Annotated in this window: 17 protein-coding genes; 13 read left to right on the forward strand and 4 right to left on the reverse strand. The window is 64.7% G+C overall.

From position 1 onward, the window contains the following. Window positions 1-342 precede the first annotated feature (342 nt). Window positions 343-1,374: a CDP-6-deoxy-delta-3,4-glucoseen reductase gene (locus tag A6V37_RS22745; protein ID WP_064268646.1), complete on the reverse strand. Its 1,032-nt coding sequence runs from the start codon at window positions 1,372-1,374 to the stop codon at window positions 343-345. Window positions 1,375-1,487: 113 nt separating this feature from the next. Here A6V37_RS22745 and A6V37_RS22750 point away from each other — a divergent pair, with 113 nt between their 5' ends. After that, the gene (locus A6V37_RS22750) at window positions 1,488-2,528 is read left to right on the forward strand and encodes a Rossmann-fold NAD(P)-binding domain-containing protein (RefSeq protein WP_064268645.1); all 1,041 of its coding nucleotides are present in this window, start codon (window positions 1,488-1,490) and stop codon (window positions 2,526-2,528) included. An 88-nt stretch (window positions 2,529-2,616) separates the two neighbouring features. Here the strand turns inward: A6V37_RS22750 and A6V37_RS22755 are convergent, their stop codons facing one another. Further along, window positions 2,617-2,805 carry a hypothetical protein gene (locus tag A6V37_RS22755; protein ID WP_064268644.1) on the reverse strand — a complete coding sequence of 63 codons (189 nt, stop codon included), beginning with the start codon at window positions 2,803-2,805 and terminating at the stop codon, window positions 2,617-2,619. Between the two features lie 168 nt (window positions 2,806-2,973). Beyond that, window positions 2,974-3,684 carry a pseudouridine synthase gene (locus A6V37_RS22760; protein ID WP_064268643.1) on the reverse strand — a complete coding sequence of 237 codons (711 nt, stop codon included), beginning with the start codon at window positions 3,682-3,684 and terminating at the stop codon, window positions 2,974-2,976. Window positions 3,685-3,788: 104 nt separating this feature from the next. Between A6V37_RS22760 and A6V37_RS22765 the strand changes: the two genes are divergently transcribed. From A6V37_RS22765 to A6V37_RS22805, 9 genes are all read left to right on the forward strand, one after another. Next, complete coding sequence (locus tag A6V37_RS22765; RefSeq protein ID WP_064286370.1) at window positions 3,789-5,042, forward strand: MFS transporter; 1,254 nt, start codon at window positions 3,789-3,791, stop codon at window positions 5,040-5,042. A gap of 219 nt (window positions 5,043-5,261) precedes the next feature. Beyond that, complete coding sequence (locus tag A6V37_RS22770; protein WP_064286371.1) at window positions 5,262-6,248, forward strand: MurR/RpiR family transcriptional regulator; 987 nt, start codon at window positions 5,262-5,264, stop codon at window positions 6,246-6,248. Beyond that, window positions 6,245-7,237, forward strand: coding sequence for an isoaspartyl peptidase/L-asparaginase family protein (locus tag A6V37_RS22775; RefSeq protein WP_064286372.1), 993 nt, complete (start codon window positions 6,245-6,247; stop codon window positions 7,235-7,237). The genes A6V37_RS22770 and A6V37_RS22775 overlap by 4 nt, the downstream gene beginning before the upstream one ends. Window positions 7,238-7,322: 85 nt before the next feature. Then, window positions 7,323-9,245: a dipeptide ABC transporter ATP-binding protein gene (locus A6V37_RS22780; protein WP_064268639.1), complete on the forward strand. Its 1,923-nt coding sequence runs from the start codon at window positions 7,323-7,325 to the stop codon at window positions 9,243-9,245. Window positions 9,246-9,332: 87 nt separating this feature from the next. Continuing rightward, window positions 9,333-10,895, forward strand: coding sequence for a glutathione ABC transporter substrate-binding protein GsiB (gsiB, locus tag A6V37_RS22785; protein WP_064268638.1), 1,563 nt, complete (start codon window positions 9,333-9,335; stop codon window positions 10,893-10,895). Between the two features lie 111 nt (window positions 10,896-11,006). Further along, complete coding sequence (gsiC, locus tag A6V37_RS22790) at window positions 11,007-11,927, forward strand: glutathione ABC transporter permease GsiC (protein ID WP_064268637.1); 921 nt, start codon at window positions 11,007-11,009, stop codon at window positions 11,925-11,927. Between the two features lie 7 nt (window positions 11,928-11,934). Then, entirely contained in the window at window positions 11,935-12,840 is a 906-nt protein-coding gene (gene gsiD / locus A6V37_RS22795) for a glutathione ABC transporter permease GsiD (RefSeq protein WP_064268636.1), read from the forward strand. Continuing rightward, window positions 12,837-13,916 carry a DmpA family aminopeptidase gene (locus A6V37_RS22800; protein WP_064268635.1) on the forward strand — a complete coding sequence of 360 codons (1,080 nt, stop codon included), beginning with the start codon at window positions 12,837-12,839 and terminating at the stop codon, window positions 13,914-13,916. Before gsiD ends, A6V37_RS22800 begins: the two co-directional genes overlap by 4 nt. Further along, window positions 13,916-14,749 carry a M55 family metallopeptidase gene (locus A6V37_RS22805; RefSeq protein ID WP_064268634.1) on the forward strand — a complete coding sequence of 278 codons (834 nt, stop codon included), beginning with the start codon at window positions 13,916-13,918 and terminating at the stop codon, window positions 14,747-14,749. The genes A6V37_RS22800 and A6V37_RS22805 overlap by 1 nt, the downstream gene beginning before the upstream one ends. 70 nt (window positions 14,750-14,819) lie before the next feature. On the opposite strand, the gene A6V37_RS22810 is transcribed toward A6V37_RS22805, so the two are convergent. Beyond that, window positions 14,820-15,821, reverse strand: coding sequence for an alpha/beta fold hydrolase (locus A6V37_RS22810; protein ID WP_082902742.1), 1,002 nt, complete (start codon window positions 15,819-15,821; stop codon window positions 14,820-14,822). 213 nt (window positions 15,822-16,034) lie between these two features. Between A6V37_RS22810 and A6V37_RS22815 the strand changes: the two genes are divergently transcribed. The 3 genes from A6V37_RS22815 to A6V37_RS22825 are packed head-to-tail and all read left to right on the forward strand — an operon-like array spanning window position 16,035 to window position 18,336. Beyond that, entirely contained in the window at window positions 16,035-17,420 is a 1,386-nt protein-coding gene (locus A6V37_RS22815) for an amino acid permease (RefSeq protein ID WP_064268633.1), read from the forward strand. Between the two features lie 48 nt (window positions 17,421-17,468). After that, on the forward strand, window positions 17,469-17,903 hold the full coding sequence (locus A6V37_RS22820) for a YeeE/YedE family protein (protein ID WP_064268632.1): 435 nt from the start codon (window positions 17,469-17,471) through the stop codon (window positions 17,901-17,903). 1 nt (window position 17,904) lies between these two features. Further along, window positions 17,905-18,336, forward strand: a complete 432-nt coding sequence (locus A6V37_RS22825) for a YeeE/YedE family protein (RefSeq protein WP_064268631.1) — start codon at window positions 17,905-17,907, stop codon at window positions 18,334-18,336. The last annotated feature ends 6 nt before the right edge of the window (window positions 18,337-18,342 follow it).

The following is an 18,342-nucleotide window of genomic DNA, read 5'->3' on the forward strand; positions in this document are numbered from 1 at the left end:
CGGGGGTGAAGGGTGGATGACGATTGGGCTGCTGCAAAACAGCGGCCGGAAAAACAGAAAAGCCACGGCATGCCGTGGCTTTCATGATTCGAACAGCTTGCACCTTTGTGTGGCGCGAGTCCGTGACGAAGCCAGCGGCGTCCCTAGGGGAGCGGCGAGCGGCGACGTCGAAGTTCGGACAGGATGCGGTTCATGCGCGAAAGAATACGACAAGGAAAGCGCTGGTGTAAACCATGAATTTGCATCATGTGCGCCGAACCGGTTTTTTCTGCAACAGCCTTCCTGCTGACACGTTGCTCAGTTCCGCTCCGGCCGACGGTTCGATCGGAGCGGTGTCTCTCGTCAAACCGCGTTGGCCAGATCCGCTGCGCTCGTAAACGAGTCCGCATAGAACTCGTCTTCCGGCAGACCGTGGTGCTGCGTGAAATCACGCTGCGCCGACTCGACCATCACCGGCGCGCCGCACGCATAGACCTGGTACGCCGACAGATCCGGCAAGTCCTCGATCACCGCGCGATGCACGAAGCCGACGCGGCCCGTCCATGCGTCGCCTGCGTCCGGCTCGGACAGCACGGGCACGAACTTGAAGTTCGGAATCTCACGCGCCCATTGCTCGGCCAGTTCGAGCAGATACAGATCTTTCTTGCGGCGTGCGCCCCAGTACAGCGTCATAGGCCGGTTCAGGTTCTTGAACACCGCGTGCTCGACGATCGCTTTCAGCGGCGCGAAGCCCGTGCCCGACGCCAGCAGCACGATCGGCTTGTCCGATTCTTCGCGCAGGAAGAACGTGCCGAGCGGTGCTTCGAAGCGCAGGATGTCGCGCTCTTTCATGGCGTTGAACACGTGATCGGTGAAGGCGCCGCCGGGCATGTGACGGATGTGCAATTCGATCGGGCCTTCCGCGTGCGGCGCGCTTGCCATGGAATAGCTGCGGCGCTTGCCGTCCTTCAGAATGAATTCGAGGTACTGGCCGGCCAGATATTGCAGACGTTCGTTGGCGGGCAATTGCAGCTTCAACACGACGACGTCGTCGGCCTTGCGCTCGATTGCGTTGACGCGGCACGGCAGTTTCTTGACCTGCACGTCGCCCACGCCCGCTACCTCGCGAACGTCCACTTCGAGATCGGAGCAGGCCGTGGCGCAGCAGAAGAGCGCCATGCCGCGGGTTTTTTCGTCGTTCGACAAGGCGGACGAAGAGTGCGCGCGCTGCTCGATCTCGCCGCTGATCACGGTGCCCTTGCACGAGCCACAGGCGCCGTTCTTACAGCCGTACGGCAGGCCGATGCCCTGGCGCAAGGCGGCGCTCAGCACCGGTTCGTCCTGTTCTACCTGAAACTGCCGGCCGCTTTGCCGGAGCGTGACGTTAAATGCCATAGAGTGAGTGTTCGAATTCGAAAGTCGGTAAATCGTTGTCAAACCCGCGTTATCGGACCTGCCGTATCCACTGCCGGGTGCTTGCCGCGCGGGGCGGCTACAATGCGTCCACCATGAAAGCGACACGAAACTTCCGCCGGCCGCGCGTGTTAATCGTAGGTTGCGGCGATGTCGGCATGCGCTGCGTGCCCTTGCTGCAGCCGCGCGCGCATGTCTTCGCACTGACCAGCCACGCCGGGCGCTGCGCCGAACTGCGTGCTGCGGGCGTGACGCCGCTGGTCGGCGATCTCGATGCGCGCCGCAGCCTGAAACGGCTCGCGGGCCTCGCGCCGACGGTGCTGCATCTCGCGCCACCGCAAAAGAACGGCGACGACGACCGCCGAACCCGCGCCTTGCTCGCGACGCTGTGCACGCGCAGCGCTTCAACGCTGCGGACCGCGTGGGGCGCCGTGTCGCCCTCGGTGTCACCGATAGGGCGCTTGCGCCGTATTCGTGCCTCGTGGGCGGAATCTGAAGCAGCCAATATTGTACCCGACGGGGTGCGCCGAACCGCCGGTTCGCGCGCGCCGGTGCGCCTCGTGTATGCGAGCACGACGGGGGTCTACGGGGACTGCGGCGGCGCGTGGATCGACGAGACCCGTGCGGCGAATCCGGCCAACGCGCGCGCCAAACGCCGCGTGTCCGCCGAACGGCAACTGCGCCGAGCGACGGCGCGCGGCAGCGTCGCGGCGAGCATCGCGCGCATTCCCGGTATCTACGCGGGCAATCGTCTGCCGCTTGCGCGGCTCGAAAAGCGCACACCCGCCCTGACCGATGCCGACGACGTTTACACCAATCACATCCACGCCGACGATCTGGCTGCCATCCTCGTGCGCCTCGCCACGCACGGCCGTCCGGCGCGCGTCATCCACGCGTCGGACGACTCGTCGCTGAAGATGGGGGAGTACTTCGACAGGGTGGCTGACGCGTTTGGTCTCGCGCACGCGCCACGCATCACGCTGGCGCAAGCCGAGCAGCAGATCGAACCGACCTTGCTGTCTTTCATGCGGGAATCGAGGCGGCTCGTGAACCGGCGCCTCAAGGAAGAATTGCGCGTGGGCTTGCAGTACCCGAGCGTCGATGACTTTTTGCGCGACTGTGTGAAGCCGCGCTAACAGCGCGCTCGACCTGCGCCGCGCCGCGCACCGTCTGGCAGGAAGACGACCCGCGCCCCTGCATGCGCGCCGCGCGGCCGCGCCAGGCTCAGGTCAGCGCGGGCAATGCTTCCAGCAGCAGAAAGCACAGCATCGCGCCGATCAATGCGCCGATCAGATTCGGGTGATAGCTGTGCCGCAATCGCATGACGACCAGCAGTCCGCCAATCAGAATGACGCCGAGGCACAGAAAAACAATCATCACGTACGAGATGGCAAACGTGTCGTGGATGACCATGGCGCGCCTCCTTGAGCCCTTTGTAGTCTTTGTTTAAACGAGTATAGGGCGAGCTGTAAGGAAGAGCATGCTGCGGCGCAGCGTGCGAACGGGCGCCGTGCGCCGTGCGTGTGCGGCACCGCACACGCTTTTCCTGCTGCATCAAGGTCTTAACGGGGTACTACCGGTTTACCCGCTCCGTAAAGATCCGAGGTCCGTTTCATCGAGCCATTGCCACGCACCTGGCGCAAGCGTTTCCGGCAACGCGAGTCCGCCGATCCGCTCGCGATGCAGCGCTTCGCATCGATTGCCGGCGGCCGCGATCATGCGCTTGACCTGGTGATATTTGCCTTCCAGCACGGTGAGCGCGAGCGTGTGGGTGCCGCGTGCTTCGGCGTCGACCGCTGCAGTCGCTTTGGACTCGCCATGCAGCAACACACCGCCACGTAGCGTCTGCAGTTGAGCGTCGTCGAGCGGATGACGCGTGGTCGCGACATACACCTTCGGCACCTTGCGTTTCGGCGACGTGAACAGGTGGACGAACTTGCCGTCGTCGGAGAGGAGCAGCAGGCCGGTCGTGTCCTGATCGAGCCGGCCCACGCATTGCACGCCGCGCTCGGCGAACTGCGGCGGCAGCAGGCTGAACACGCTCAGATGATGCTGCGGATCGCGCGAACACTCATAGCCGGCGGGCTTGTTCAGCAGCAGATAGGCGTGCTCGCGATACGGCCAGACGACGCCGTCCACGCTGAAGGTGAGGGCGTTGTCCACGGTGGGGAAATCGGCGTCGGCATCGCTGCAAACTATGCCGCCGACGCTCACGCGCGCGTCGGCGATCAGCGCGCGGCATTGCCGGCGCGAGCCGAAACCCTGAGTAAAGAGAATGCTTTCGAGATTCATGGCGAGCGAAGAATAACACCGCAAGAAGCGGAGCGCCCCGCGCCGCGACTCGGACGACGATGAACTCCTCACGTCACACCACGTCACGTCTCAGGAGTTCATTGATGCTCGCTACTTCCACCCAATCATCCACAGTGCGTCTGCCAGCTGCGTTTCAGCGGCTTGCGTGGTCGAACCTGGCCGCGCAATCCGCCGAGCAGATCATCCTTGCCGCCGCGCCGCTCGTGGCGGTCTTCGCGCTCGGCGCAGACGCCCGCGACACCGGGCTCCTGCAAACCGCGCAGACGCTGCCGTTCCTGCTGTTGTCGATTCCACTCGGCGTCTGGGCCGACCGCCGCTCGCGCCGCACACTGATGACGCTCGCCGAAAGCGTGCGCGTGATCGCCATGCTGGGCGTGTTGCTGCTCGTGATGGCGCATGCATTGAGCCTGCCGCTGCTTGCAATGCTGGGCTTCATCGCCGCGACGGGCACGGTCGCCTACAACGTTGCCGCGCCTTCACTGGTGCCCGCGCTCGTGCCTCGCGAAGCGTACGCGAGTGCGAACGGCCGGCTCGAACTCGCACGCAGCGTGGCGTATTCGGCGGGACCGGCGCTCGGCGGGCTGCTGGTCGGCTGGATCGGCGCGGGCTGGGCGTATGGCTGCGCGGCGGCGCTCTCGGCACTCGCCGTCACGTGTCTGGCGGGCTTGCGCGAGCCGCCGCGCGCGCCCGCGCCACGGCGTCACTTCATGCTCGAACTGCGCGACGGCACGCGTTTCGTGCTGCGCGACGCGCTGCTGCGGCCGATGCTCGCGACCGCAGTGTTCTTCAACCTCGGCTTCTTCGTGCTGCAAGCGGTGTATGTGCCGTACGCGGTGCATCGGCTGGGTCTGAGCGCATCGGCGGTTGGCGTGACGCTCGGCGCTTACGGCGTCGGCATGGTGTGCGGCGCACTGGCCGCGCCGACCATTGCCCGACGCCTCACGTTCGGACGCGTGCTGATCATCGGACCGTCGTGCGGCCTGCTCGCGTCGCTCGTCATGATGGCGACAATCGTTGCGCCGTCGTTCTGGCCCGCCATGACGAGTTTCTTCCTGCTCGGCGCGGGACCGATTCTGTGGGTGGTCGGCTCGACCACGCTGCGCCAGGCGATCACCCCTGAGCGGATGATGGGGCGCGTGTCGGCGCTCGTCAGCACTGCTACCTACGGTGCGCGGCCGGTGGGCGCGCTGCTCGGCGCGGCGATCAGCGCGCGGTGGGGCGTGGACGCCTGTCTGGTCACGGCGGCCGCAGCCTTTCTCACGCAGGCGCTGATTATCGTGATGTCGCCCGCGGCGCGGCTCGAAAGCGTGCCTGAAGCGAGCGCCGCGGCCTGCTGAAAACAGATTTTCATACCGAGGCGCATCTGTGCGGGCGAGGCGTGTGCACGGCATGCGTCTCATCCGTGAAAACCCTCGAAAATGAAAATGAATTTTTTTCTGGAGAATTTCTATGTAAATATACTTTCATTCATTTTCATTACGCCCCGAAGGAAGTCCTCTTGGGGGCGCCCCGAAGGAAACCCCTTTCGGGGGCGACTACCGCGCTGCCTCGCTCGCATGATTCATCAATCCTCCGTTGCTTCCAGTCCCGCCGAGCAGGCCATCGCCGCGCGCATTGCCGCCGCCATGCCGACCCTCACTCCGATTCATCGCCGCATGGGCGACTACGTGCTGGCCAATCTGTTTCGCGCGGCGACCATGCGGATCGACGAACTGGCCAGCGTAGTCGGTGCGTCGGTGGCCACGGCGAATCGCTTCGCCCGTGCGCTCGGTTTCGACGGCTATCCCCAGTTTCGCGACGCGCTCGTGCGCGGGTTCGAAGCGACGCTCGCGCCGGTCGAACGTCTGCGCACCGCGCAGGAATCGCTCGCGGCCGGTGACGATGTCGTCGACGCATCACTCGAGCAGGCGGCCAGCAATCTGCACACCACGCGTACCGCCATCGACAACTCCGCGGCCGAAGCCGCCGTCGAAGCGATCATCGCGGCGCGCCGCGTATTCGTGCTCGGCTACGGGGCCAGCGCGTTTCTCGCGGGTCTGATGGAGCACGGCCTGATGCCCTATCACGACAACGTGCAGTCGCTCGCGCTCATGGGTGGGCCGTCGCATGCGGCACGGCGTTTGTTCGCAGCCAATCAGGATGATCTGGTCATCGGCATTGCGTTTCCGCGCTACGTCGAAGACACAATCGAACTCGCGCGCCGTGCGGCAACCCGAGGCGCGCGCGTGCTGGCGCTCACCGACAGTCCGCGTTCGCCGCTCGCGCAATTCGCCGATCTCTCGCTCTATATCCGCGCGGACCGGCGGCTCGCGGCAAACGCCGACTCAGCCGTGCTGGCGGTGATCGAAGCGCTGTGCGATGCCGTGGCGTATCGGGCGAAACGTTCGGTGAAGGCCGCCGCCGAGGTCAGCGAATTCGTGCTGCCGTGGCTCATCGAGCCGCAAGCCGCGGACCCCGGCGCGAACGAGCGGCCCGCCCGCGCCGCCATTCGGACCACGCCGCGCACCACCCGCTCACCTCGCACTACCCAAACCAAACGATGAACTCCAACGCAGTCATTGCCATTCATGGCGGAGCAGGGACGATCCTGCGCGCATCGATGTCGGCCAGCGCCGAAGCCGAGTATCACGCCGCCCTGCACGCCGTGCTGAGCGCGGGCCAGCGCGTGCTCGCCGAGGGCGGCAGCGCGCTCGACGCCGTCAGCGAAGCGGTGCGCCTGCTCGAAGATTGTCCGCTCTTCAACGCGGGTCGCGGCGCGGTCTACACGGCAGCCGGCACGCACGAACTCGACGCCGCGATCATGGACGGCAGCACGCTCGAAGCCGGTGCGATCTGTTGTGTGAAGCGCGTGCGCAATCCGGTTCTGGCGGCGCGCCGCGTGCTCGAAGCGAGCGAACACGTCCTGTTCACCGGCGAGGGCGCGGAAGCCTTCGCCGCCGCGCAAGGTCTCGAATTCGTCGAGCCCGAGTATTTCCATACCGAGGCGCGCCATCGGCAGTGGCTGCTCGCGCGCGGCCAGCAGCGCGCCATGCTCGATCACGACGGCGCGACGCTCGCCGCCACGCCGCCTTCGAATGACGACAATCCCACGCCGCACGAGCCGATCGACCCGAACCGCAAGTTCGGCACCGTCGGCGCGGTCGCGCTCGATCGTCATGGCCATGTGGCGGCCGCGACCTCGACGGGCGGCGTTACCAACAAGCAGGTCGGCCGGGTGGGCGATACGCCGCTGATCGGTGCGGGCTGCTACGCCGACGACGCAACCTGCGCGGTGTCGACCACCGGCTCCGGCGAAATGTTCATCCGCATGGTCGCCGCCTACGACGTCGCGGCGCAAATGGCCTATCGCGATGTGTCGCTGGAGGAGGCGGCCCACGACGTGGTGATGAACCGCTTGCCGAAGATCGACGGACGCGGTGGCCTTGTCGCGGTCGACGCACGCGGCAACTTCACGCTGCCGTTCAATACCGAAGGCATGTATCGCGGATTTGCGCGGCTCGGCGAAACGCCGGTGACGGCGATTTATCGCTGATTCGTTTTCCTGAATATCGACTGACGTTTCGCTTGAACTTTAGCTTGAACTTTCGCTAGCCGCGTTCGAACCCAAAGGAATCACCGTGCCGACTTCACCGCACACCGCCCGTCCGCTCATCGAAACCTTGCCTGCGCAACGCGTGCTCGCGGTCGACGATCTGTCGGTCGCCTTTCGCCGCGGCGGCACCACGTTCAACGCCGTGCGCAATCTGTCGCTGACGGTCGATCGCGGCGAGACGCTGGCGATCGTCGGCGAATCGGGATCGGGCAAATCGGTGACATCGCTCGCGTTGATGCGGCTGATCGAGCATGGCGGTGGGCGCCTTGCCGGCGGCAGCATCGCATTCCGGCGCCGCGACGGCAGCGTGCTCGACCTCGCGCAAGCGTCGTCCGGCACGATGCGTTCGATTCGCGGCGCCGACATCGCGATGATCTTTCAGGAACCGATGACCTCGCTTAATCCGGTCTTCACGGTGGGTGACCAGATCAGCGAAGCGATTGCCCTGCATCAGGGCAAGAGCCGCTCCGCCGCGCAAGCCGAAACGCTGCGCCTGCTCGAACTCGTGCGCATTCCGGAAGCGCGGCGGGTGGCGGCGCGCTATCCGCATCAACTGTCGGGCGGCATGCGCCAGCGCGTGATGATCGCCATGGCGCTGTCGTGCAAGCCGGCGTTGCTGATTGCCGATGAGCCGACCACCGCGCTCGACGTGACGATTCAGGCGCAGATCCTGCAACTGATCCGCGGCCTGCAGGACGAGATGAACATGGGCGTGATCTTTATCACGCACGATATGGGCGTGGTCGCCGAAGTGGCCGATCGCGTGCTGGTGATGTATCGCGGCGAGAAGGTGGAAGAGGGCGCTTCGGACGCGCTGTTCGCCGCGCCGTCCCATCCTTATACCAAGGCGTTGCTCGCCGCCGTGCCGCGCCTCGGCGCGATGCAGGGTACCGATCAGCCGGCCAAATTTCCGATCCTGACCGTCGAGCAGGCGAGCCTGAGCGGCACCGATAGTGCCGTGCGCCCCGTTGCCGCCGTCGCCGAAGAGGCACAGCCGCGCGTAGCGGAAACCACACCGCCGATTCTTCGCGTGCGCGATCTGATCACGCGTTTTCCGGTGAGGAGCGGTCTGTTCGGCCGCGTGACGGGCCGCGTGCACGCGGTCGAAAAAGTCAGCTTCGATTTGCGGCCGGGTGAAACGCTCGCGCTGGTCGGCGAATCGGGGTGCGGCAAATCGACCACGGGCCGTTCGCTGCTGCGCCTCGTCGAAAGCCAGAGCGGGTCGATCGAATTCAACGGCAAGGACATCAGCTCGCTGTCGGGCCCGGCCTTGCAGGCGCTGCGCCGCGACATCCAGTTTATTTTCCAGGACCCGTTCGCCTCGCTGAATCCTCGCTTGACGGTCGGCTTCTCGATCATGGAGCCCCTCCTCGTGCATGGTGTGGCACAAGGCGACGAAGCGCAGGCGCGCGTGGCATGGCTGCTCGAAAAGGTCGGCTTGCCGCCTGAAGCCGCGCGCCGCTATCCGCACGAATTCTCCGGCGGCCAGCGCCAGCGGATCGCCATTGCGCGCGCGCTGGCGCTGAACCCCAAAGTCGTGATCGCCGACGAATCCGTTTCCGCGCTGGACGTCTCCGTGCAGGCGCAGATCGTGAATCTGATGCTCGATCTGCAGCGTGAACTCGGCGTCGCCTATCTGTTCATCTCGCACGACATGGCCGTGGTCGAGCGCGTCAGCCACCGCGTCGCGGTGATGTATCTCGGGCAGATCGTCGAGATCGGTCCGCGCCGCGCGGTGTTCGAAGCGCCCCAGCATCCGTACACACGCAAGCTGATGGGCGCGGTGCCGGTCGCCGATCCGGCGCGCCGTCACGCGAAACGCATGCTCGCCGCCGACGAGATTCCAAGCCCGATACGTGCGCTAAACGATGAACCGGTCGTGGCGCCGCTGGTGGCGGTCGGACCGGACCATTTCGTCGCCCGGCATCGTATCGGCGGCGCTTACTGAGACTCGAACTTCAAACAGAACCGCAAGCACGACCTACGTCTTACCGCACCTCAACCTGTTTTCATCTTGCTGCCTGGAGCCCACCTCATGAACCCGATGGTCCCGTCTTCTCCGTTTCGTTTGCGCGCGCTCATCAGCGGCGGCGCAATGGTGTTCGCGATGCTCGCGGGCAATGTGGCGCACGCCGATACCACGGCGGTGATGGCCGTCGCCTCGACCTTCACGACGCTCGATCCGTACGATGCCAACGACACGCTCTCGCAAGCAGTCTCCAAGTCGTTCTATCAGGGGCTGTTCGGTTTCGACAAGGACATGAAACTGGTCAACGTGCTGGCCGACAGCTACGAGGCCAGCCCCGATGCGCGCGTCTACACGTTCAAGCTGCGCCATGGCGTGAAGTTCCAGGACGGTACCGACTTCAACGCCGCCGCGGTCAAGGCGAACTTCGACCGGGTGACCGATCCGGCGAACAAGCTCAAGCGTTACAACATGTTCAACCGCATCGAGAAGACCGAAGTGGTGGATCCGTACACCGTGAAGATCACGCTGAAGGCGCCGTTCTCGGCGTTCGTCAACGTGCTGGCGCATCCGTCGGCGGTGATGATCTCGCCGGACGCGCTGAAGAAGTACGGTAAGGACATCGCGTTCCACCCGGTCGGCACGGGCCCGTTCGAACTGGTGAAGTGGGACCCGGCGGGCGATCTGACGGTGAAGAAGTTCGCGGGCTACTGGAAGAAGGGCTATCCGAAGATCGATGCGATCGACTGGAAGCCGGTGGTCGACAACAACACGCGCGCTGCGCTGATGCGCACCGGCGAGGCGGACTTCGCATTCCAGGTGCCGTTCGAACAGGCTGCGCAGCTGCAAACCAGCCCGAAGGTCGACCTGATCGCATCGCCGTCGATCATTCAGCGCTACATCAGCCTGAACGTGAACCAGAAGCCGTTCGACAATCCGAAGGTGCGTGAGGCGCTGAACTACGCAGTCAACAAGGACGCGCTCACCAAGGTCGTGTTCGCCGGCTACGCAACGCCGGCTGACGGTGTGGTGCCGCAAGGCGTCGATTACGCGGTGAAGCTCGGGCCGTGGCCGTACGACCCGGCCAAGGCGCGCGCCCTGCTGAAGGAAGCGGGCTATCCGAACGGTTTCGAAACCACGCTGTGGTCCGCGTATAACTACTCGACCGCGCAGAAGGTGATCCAGTTCGTGCAGCAGCAATTGGCGCAAGTCGGCATCAAGGCGCAGGTCGAAGCGCTGGAGGCGGGTCAACGCGTCGCCAAGGTGGAAAGCGCGCAGGACGCCGCCACGGCACCGGTGCGGATGTATTACGCGGGCTGGTCGTCGTCGACGGGTGAGGCGGACTGGGCTATCACGCCGCTGCTTGCATCGGTCTCTTTCCCGCCGAAGATGGTCAATACGGCCTACTACAAGAACGACACCGTGGACAGCGACCTGAAGCAGGCGCTCGAAACCACCGATCGCGCGAAGAAAGCCGACCTGTACACGGACGCGCAAAAACGCATCTGGGCCGACGCGCCGTGGATTTTCCTCGTCAAGGAGAAGGTCGTGTATGCGCGCAGCAAGCGTCTGTCGGGTGCTTACGTGGCGCCGGACGGCTCGTTCAATTTCGACGACATCGCGATCAAGTAAAGCACTGGCCGTGCGGCCCGGCGCGCTTCTGAAACGGCGCGCCGGGCCATACGGCCGCCATGCCGCCGCACCAGATCTTTCGTTGCCCGCACTATTGCCGGATTGGGTTCCATGCTGAACTTTCTCGTCAAACGTCTCTTTGGCCTGCTGCCGACGCTCTTTATCGTCGCCGTGCTGGTGTTCCTGTTCGTGCATCTGCTGCCGGGCGATCCGGCGCGGCTCGCCGCCGGTCCCGATGCGGACGAGGCGACCGTCGCGCTGGTGCGGGCCGATCTCGGCCTGAACAAGCCGATGCCGCAGCAGTTCGCCAACTTCTTCGTGAAGATCGCACACGGCGATTTTGGCATCTCGACACGCAGCAAACGGCCGGTGAGCCAGGAGATCGGCGAGCGCTTCATGCCGACGCTGCTGCTCACGCTCTCCAGCATGGTGTGGGCGGTGGTGTTCGGCATGGGTATCGGCATCGTGTCGGCCGTGTGGCGTAACCGCTGGCCCGACCGGCTCGGCATGACGCTCGCGGTGTCGGGCATCTCGTTTCCGGCATTCGCGCTCGGCATGCTGCTGATGGAAATTTTTTCGGTGAAGCTCGGCTGGCTGCCGATTGTCGGCGATGGCTCGTGGCAGAGCTACGTGCTGCCGTCGCTGACGCTCGGCGCGGCGGTCGCGGCGGTGATGGCGCGCTTCACGCGCGCATCGTTCGTCGAGGTGTTGAACGAAGATTTCGTGCGCACCGCGCGCGCCAAGGGTGTGCCCGAGCGCCTCGTGATCATCAAGCACTGCCTGCGCAACGCGATGATCCCCGTCGTCACGATGATGGGGCTGCAATTCGGTTTCCTGCTGGGCGGCTCGATCGTGGTCGAAGTGGTGTTCAACTGGCCGGGCCTTGGGCGCTTGCTGGTGGACGCGGTGTCGATGCGCGACTATCCGGTGATTCAGGCCGAAGTGCTGCTGTTCTCGCTCGAATTCATCATTATCAATCTGGTCGTGGACGTGCTGTACGCCGTGATCAACCCGACCATCCGTTTCAAGTGAGGCCCGCATGAGCATTTCTGCTACCGAGGCGAATGCGGCCAAGGCCGCTCTTGTAGAAAACGCGGTCCGCACGCCGTGGAGCGAGTTCTGGCGCAAATTCCGCAAGCAGCACGTCGCGCTCGCCGCCGGCATTTTCGTGCTGCTGTTGATTGCGGTGGCGATTCTCGCGCCGCATATCGTGCCGTACGACCCGGAGAATTTCTTCGACTACGACGCGCTGAATGCAGGACCCTCCGCGGCGCATTGGTTCGGTGTCGATTCGCTGGGACGAGATATTTTTAGCCGCATTCTGGTCGGCTCGCGCATTTCGCTCGAAGCGGGGTTCCTGTCCGTCGCGATCGGCGCGGTGATCGGCACGTTCTTCGGTTTGCTGGCCGGGTACTACGAAGGCTGGTGGGATCGCATCACGATGCGCGTGGCCGACGTGCTGTTCGCTTTCCCGGGCATTCTGCTCGCGATCGGCGTGGTGGCGATTCTCGGCAACGGCATGATCAACGTGATCTGCGCGGTCGCGATTTTCAGCATTCCGGCATTCGCACGGCTCGTGCGCGGCAATACGCTGATGCTCAAACATCTCACGTATATCGAGGCGGCGCGCAGCATCGGCGCATCGGATTGGACCATTATCGTGCGTCACATTCTGCCGGGGACGATTTCGTCGGTGGTGGTGTACTTCACGATGCGTATCGGCACGTCGATCATCACCGCGGCAAGCCTGTCGTTTCTCGGACTCGGCGCGCAACCGCCGACCCCCGAGTGGGGCGCGATGCTCAATGAAGCGCGCGCCGACATGGTCACGGCGCCGCATATCGCGCTGTTTCCGAGCCTGGCGATCTTCCTGACCGTGCTCGCGTTCAACCTGCTCGGCGACGGTCTGCGCGACGCGCTCGATCCGAAGCTCGACCGGGCATGAAACCGACTGAGCGCCAAAGCGCGCTGCATATCGGCGAACTGCTGTCCGGTCCGCTCGGCACGATTGCCGATATACCGGGTGTGACGGTCGGCCACTGCACCCTCGACGAGGGCGCGATGCAAACCGGTGTGACGGTGATTCGCCCGCATCCTGGCGATGCGTTTCTCGATAAGGTGCCGGCGGCGGCGTCGGTAATAAACGGGTTCGGCAAAAGCATCGGGCTCGTGCAAGTCGAGGAACTCGGCACGCTGGAAACGCCGATTGCGTTGACGAACACCTTCGGCGTCGCCGCGGTCGCGCAGGCGCAGATTCGCGCAGCCATTCGTGCGAATCCTCAGATCGGGCGTGAGTGGTCAACGGTGAATCCGCTCGTGTTCGAATGTAATGACGGATTCCTGAACGATATTCAGGCGATGGCTGTCACTGAACAGCATTTCGACAACGCCTGCGCGGCCGCGAGCACGGATGTCGCGAGCGGAGCGGTCGGTGCGGGGCGCGGCATGTCGTGCTTCGATCTGAAAGGCGGGATCGGCAACGGGTCACGCGTGACAGCCATTGCCGGGCGCGACTATACGGTCGGCGCGCTCGTGCTGGCGAACTTTGGCCGCCTGCCGATGCTGACAGTCGATGGCGTACCGCTTGGCCGCGTGCTGGCCGAGCGCGCAGCGCAAGCGGCGAGTGCGGCGAGCATCGCGAAACCGGAGCAAGGTTCGATCATCATGATCGTCGCCACCGACGCGCCACTCGACGCGCGCCAGCTCAAGCGTCTCTCGTTGCGGGCGGCGGCGGGTCTCGCGCGGACCGGTTCGGTGTACGGCCACGGCAGCGGCGATATCGCGCTGGCGTTTTCGACCGCATACACGGTCCCGCACGCGTCCGACTTCGTCACGCTCCCGCCGTTGCTCGCCGACGCGCGTCTCGATCTGCTCTTTCGCGCCGCCGCGGACAGCGTGGAGCAGGCGATTCTCGACGCCCTGTGGAGCGCCGCGTCCGTGACCGGGCGCGACGGCCATCGCCGTCTGTCGCTGCGCGACAGCGTCCCCGATCTTGCTCAACTACTGAAGCGCGCCTCCTGATGAAAGTCCTCATTTCCGCCGACATCGAAGGCGTTGCCGGTGTGTTTCATCCTGAACAGACGCGCGCCGGCAACGGCGAATACGAAGCCGCGCGCCGCTGGATGACCCTCGAAGCCAATGCCGCAATTGAAGGCGCATTCGCCGGCGGCGCGACGCAGGTCTGGGTCAACGACTCGCATGGGGGCTTTCGCAATCTGCTGCCCGATCTGCTCGACGCGCGCGCCCAGGTGGTGCTCGGCAAACCGCGCACGCTCGGCATGATGGCCGGGCTGGAGTACGGCGCCGCACTGGTCTTCATGATCGGCTATCACGCGATGTCGCAAACGCGTGGCATCCTCGCGCACACAATCAACAGCTTTGCATTCGCGCGCGTTTCGTTGAACGGCGTCGAGGTCGGCGAGGCAGGCTTGTATGGCGCGTTAGCGGAAGAATATGGCGCACGGGTCGCGCTTTTATCCGGCGACGACGTATTCGCGGAGGAAACCGCGCCGCGTTTTCCGGAGGCGCGCTTTGTCGTCACCAAGAGTGCGACGGGACATGCGAGCGGCGTGACGCAATCGCCGGCCAGCGCCCGCTTGGCGATCGAAACCGCCGCGCGTGAAGTGGTTCAGCAGTCTCTTGCAGAGGGACACGCGCGGGAATCCGCGCGCGCGGCAGCGTTGCCTGTCGAGTGCGAACTGCGCACGCAGACCAGCGCGCTCGCCGATCTGTTCTGCCAATGGCCGATGCTCACGCGCGTCGACGCCGTCACGCTGCGCTTTGGCGCGGCATCGGTCGAACATGCAGTGCGTATGCTGAACTGCCTGTCGGCAATGTCGTTCATGTTGCGCTAGCCGGCGGCCACGCCGAACGTCATTGCGTTGGCCCATGCGCGACTGCACACGCGCATGGGCCTAACCCACGCTACTGCTGCCGGCTCAGTTCGCGCGCGGCGCGATCGATTACATCGGCAATCTCACCCGCATGCGAGACGGGCGCGAGGTGGCTCGACGCCATCGGCACGACTTTCGCGCCCATCCGGTCGGCCATGAATTTTTCGAGTTCCGGCGACAGCGCCCGGTCCTTCGTCGTCAGCACATACCACGACGGCTTGTCTTTCCACGCGACCTGGCTGACCGTTTCGGTCAAGGTTTTTTCCGCAAGCGGGACTTGTGCCGCGGCGAGCACGCGCGTCAGGTTTTCGGGAACGTCCGCGGCGATGTCGGCGCGGTATTTCGTGCGGTCGAGCCAGAGAAAGCCGCTCGGGTCCTTGATGATGCTTTTGCCCGCGGGCATCTGCGCGCCGCGTTTCATCAGATCCATGGCCGTTTCGTGCAGGTCGGGCGCAATCGCCGCGATGTAGACGAGACCGGCGACGTTCGGCGCGTTCGCGCCCGCTTCGGTAATCACGATGCCGCCCCACGAATGCCCGACCAGCAGGGTCGGACCGTTCTGACGCGCGAGGACGCGGCGGGTCGCGGCGACATCGTCGGCGAGGGAGGTGAGCGGGTTCTGTACCGAACTCACGTGATAGCCCTTCTGCTGCAGTTTGGCGACTACGCCGTTCCAGCTCGAACCGTCGACGAACGCGCCGTGAACCAGCACGACGTTGCGCACCGGGCCGGTCATGGGTGCGGCGGGGGGCGGGGCCGTGGCGGCTTTAACGGGAGGTGCGGCGGGCGCCATGGACGCCGGAGCGGGCGCTTCGGGCGCGCTCGCCTCCATGGCGGGTTCGGCCGGCGGCTCGGCTGCCGGTTCCGCGATAGGCACCACAGCGGGCGCGGCAACAGGCACCACGGCAGGCGTCACCGCGGGCATAGCGGCAGGGACTGTTCCGGGCGCGGCGGTTTGGGCGAGAGCGGCGGTGCCCGCGAAACAGAGAGACAAAGCAGCGGCGCAAAGCAAACGCAAACGTTTGAGCGACATGTTGAATCTCCGAAGGCTGAACCCCGACTAGGCGACCATACAGAAGCGTCGAGCCAGTGACAATCCCAATCCTCACCGTTAAGTGCGGCGCAGAACCAAGCGCGGGTTGCTCCCAATATTTAGGCAATTTCGGCCGCAGTAAAATTTCCGGTTCGGCCCGGCCGGATCACAAGTCCGGCCAGGTGATCCTTATCCATACACTGGGGCGCAATTTTGAATAGTGCACAGCAGCAAGACGGCCTGAAGCGGGGGCTGAAGAATCGCCACATCCAGCTCATTGCGCTGGGCGGGGCGATCGGCACCGGCTTGTTTCTCGGCTCCGCCAGCGTGTTGCAGGCAGCCGGCCCGTCGATGATTCTCGGCTATGCGATCGGCGGCATCATCGCCTTCATGATCATGCGGCAGTTGGGTGAAATGGTGGCTCAGGAACCGGTAGCCGGTTCGTTCAGCCACTTCGCGTACAAGTATTGGGGCGACTTCCCGGGCTTCCTGTCCGGCTGGAACTACTGGGTGTTGTACGTGCTCGTGAGCATGGCCGAGCTGACGGCGGTCGGCACCTACGTGCATTACTGGTGGCCGGGCGTGCCCACGTGGGTGTCGGCGCTCGTATGCTTTGCCGCCATCAACGCAATCAATCTGGCGAACGTCAAGGCTTACGGCGAGACCGAGTTCTGGTTTGCGATCATCAAAGTGGTGGCGGTGATCGGCATGATCGTGTTCGGCGGCTATCTGCTGTTCAGCGGCCATGGCGGCCCGCAAGCCTCGATCACCAACCTCTGGAGCCACGGCGGCTTTTTCCCGCACGGTTTTCACGGCCTGTTCATGATGCTCGCGGTCATCATGTTCTCGTTCGGCGGCCTGGAGCTGATCGGCATTACGGCAGCTGAAGCGGACGAGCCGCAAAAAAGCATCCCGAAGGCCGTGAATCAGGTGATCTACCGGATTCTGATTTTCTACATCTGCTCGCTGGCGGTGCTGCTTTCGCTGTATCCGTGGAACGAAGTGGCGGCGGGCGGCAGCCCGTTCGTGATGATCTTCTCGCAGATCGGCTCGACGCTGACCGCGAACGTCCTCAACGTGGTGGTGCTGACCGCGGCCCTGTCGGTCTACAACAGCGGCGTGTACGCGAATAGCCGCATGCTCTACGGCCTCGCGGAGCAGGGCAATGCACCGCGCGCGCTGATGAAGGTCGACCGGCGCGGCGTGCCGTACATGGCGATTGGGTTGTCGGCGCTTGCCACGTTCACCTGCGTGATCATCAACTATCTGATTCCGGCGGAAGCACTCGGTTTGCTGATGGCGCTGGTGGTGGCCGCGCTGGTGCTGAACTGGGCGCTGATCAGCCTGACGCATCTCAAGTCGCGCAAGGCGATGGTCGCGGCGGGCGAGACGCTCGTGTTCAAGTCGTTCTGGTTCCCGGTCAGCAACTGGATCTGCCTCGCCTTCATGGCGCTGATCCTGGTGATTCTGGCCATGACGCCGGGCCTGTCGGTCTCGGTGTGGCTCGTGCCGGCGTGGCTGGTGGTGATGTGGGCCGGCTACGTGTTCAAGCGTAAGCGCGCGACCGTGCACAGCGGAGCGCAGGTGGCGGGACGATAAGGTGTGCCGAGTAGTATATATTTGCAGCACGGTGATAGGACGCTCGCAATGAACATTGATCTTGCCCACTTCCATCCAGGTGCAGCCGTTGCCGGCGGCTTGCTGATCGGCTTCGCGGCGGCGCTGCTCGTCATGGTCAGTGGCCGCATCGCCGGCATTAGCGGGATTGTAGGCGGCTTGCTTTATTCGGCCTCCCGCGACCGCGCATGGCGAGTCGCGTTTTTGCTCGGACTAGTCGCCGCGCCGTGGGTGTTCAGGCTAGTCGCACCGCTGCCGGCAATCACGATTGAGTCGTCGCAGCCAGTGCTCGTTACCGCCGGCCTGCTGGTCGGCATCGGCACCCGTTACGCCTCCGGCTGTACGAGCGGTCACGGAGTATGCGGCCTCTCGCGAGGCTCGTTGCGCTCCCTCGCCGCCACCATCACGTTCATGGCAGTGGGCTTCGGCACCGTTTTTGTTACCCGACATCTCCTGGGGCTTTGACATGCTGATTCTTGGCGCACTGTTGGCAGGCCTGATATTCGGCATCGGACTGATTGTCTCCGGCATGGCTAACCCCGCGAATGTGCTGGGGTTTCTGGACCTGGCCGGCAGCTGGAATCCATCACTGGCATTTGTCATGGCAGGCGCGGTCGGCGTGGCCAGCGTTGGATTCGCCATGGCGCGGCGGCGTGATCGCAGCTTGTCCGGCGCGCCGATGCGCATGCCCACGGCCACGCGCATCGACCGTCGCCTGCTCGTGGGGAGTGCCGTGTTTGGCGCCGGCTGGGGGCTCGCCGGGTTCTGCCCGGGACCGGCGCTCGTGAACCTGGGCAGCGGTGAGCCGGATGCGGTGCTGTTCGTCATTGCCATGCTGGTGGGCATGGCGGTTTTCTCGGTCATCGAGCGATTATCGGTACGCGCCGGCCGAACATGAATCCGG

It is taken from the genome of Paraburkholderia ginsengiterrae (genome assembly GCF_001645125.1).
GTDB lineage: Bacteria > Pseudomonadota > Gammaproteobacteria > Burkholderiales > Burkholderiaceae > Paraburkholderia > Paraburkholderia ginsengiterrae.

What these genes read in the sequence shown, in the direction of transcription:
- A6V37_RS22745 (WP_064268646.1), bottom strand. Translation starts at nt 1,374, where the DNA reads ATGGCATTTAACGTCACGCTCCGGCAAAGCGGCCGGCAGTTTCAGGTA.
- A6V37_RS22750 (WP_064268645.1), top strand. Translation starts at nt 1,488, where the DNA reads ATGAAAGCGACACGAAACTTCCGCCGGCCGCGCGTGTTAATCGTAGGT.
- A6V37_RS22755 (WP_064268644.1), bottom strand. Translation starts at nt 2,805, where the DNA reads ATGGTCATCCACGACACGTTTGCCATCTCGTACGTGATGATTGTTTTT.
- A6V37_RS22760 (WP_064268643.1), bottom strand. Translation starts at nt 3,684, where the DNA reads ATGAATCTCGAAAGCATTCTCTTTACTCAGGGTTTCGGCTCGCGCCGG.
- A6V37_RS22765 (WP_064286370.1), top strand. Translation starts at nt 3,789, where the DNA reads ATGCTCGCTACTTCCACCCAATCATCCACAGTGCGTCTGCCAGCTGCG.
- A6V37_RS22770 (WP_064286371.1), top strand. Translation starts at nt 5,262, where the DNA reads ATGATTCATCAATCCTCCGTTGCTTCCAGTCCCGCCGAGCAGGCCATC.
- A6V37_RS22775 (WP_064286372.1), top strand. Translation starts at nt 6,245, where the DNA reads ATGAACTCCAACGCAGTCATTGCCATTCATGGCGGAGCAGGGACGATC.
- gsiB (WP_064268638.1), top strand. Translation starts at nt 9,333, where the DNA reads ATGAACCCGATGGTCCCGTCTTCTCCGTTTCGTTTGCGCGCGCTCATC.
- gsiC (WP_064268637.1), top strand. Translation starts at nt 11,007, where the DNA reads ATGCTGAACTTTCTCGTCAAACGTCTCTTTGGCCTGCTGCCGACGCTC.
- gsiD (WP_064268636.1), top strand. Translation starts at nt 11,935, where the DNA reads ATGAGCATTTCTGCTACCGAGGCGAATGCGGCCAAGGCCGCTCTTGTA.
- A6V37_RS22800 (WP_064268635.1), top strand. Translation starts at nt 12,837, where the DNA reads ATGAAACCGACTGAGCGCCAAAGCGCGCTGCATATCGGCGAACTGCTG.
- A6V37_RS22805 (WP_064268634.1), top strand. Translation starts at nt 13,916, where the DNA reads ATGAAAGTCCTCATTTCCGCCGACATCGAAGGCGTTGCCGGTGTGTTT.
- A6V37_RS22810 (WP_082902742.1), bottom strand. Translation starts at nt 15,821, where the DNA reads ATGTCGCTCAAACGTTTGCGTTTGCTTTGCGCCGCTGCTTTGTCTCTC.
- A6V37_RS22820 (WP_064268632.1), top strand. Translation starts at nt 17,469, where the DNA reads ATGAACATTGATCTTGCCCACTTCCATCCAGGTGCAGCCGTTGCCGGC.
- A6V37_RS22825 (WP_064268631.1), top strand. Translation starts at nt 17,905, where the DNA reads ATGCTGATTCTTGGCGCACTGTTGGCAGGCCTGATATTCGGCATCGGA.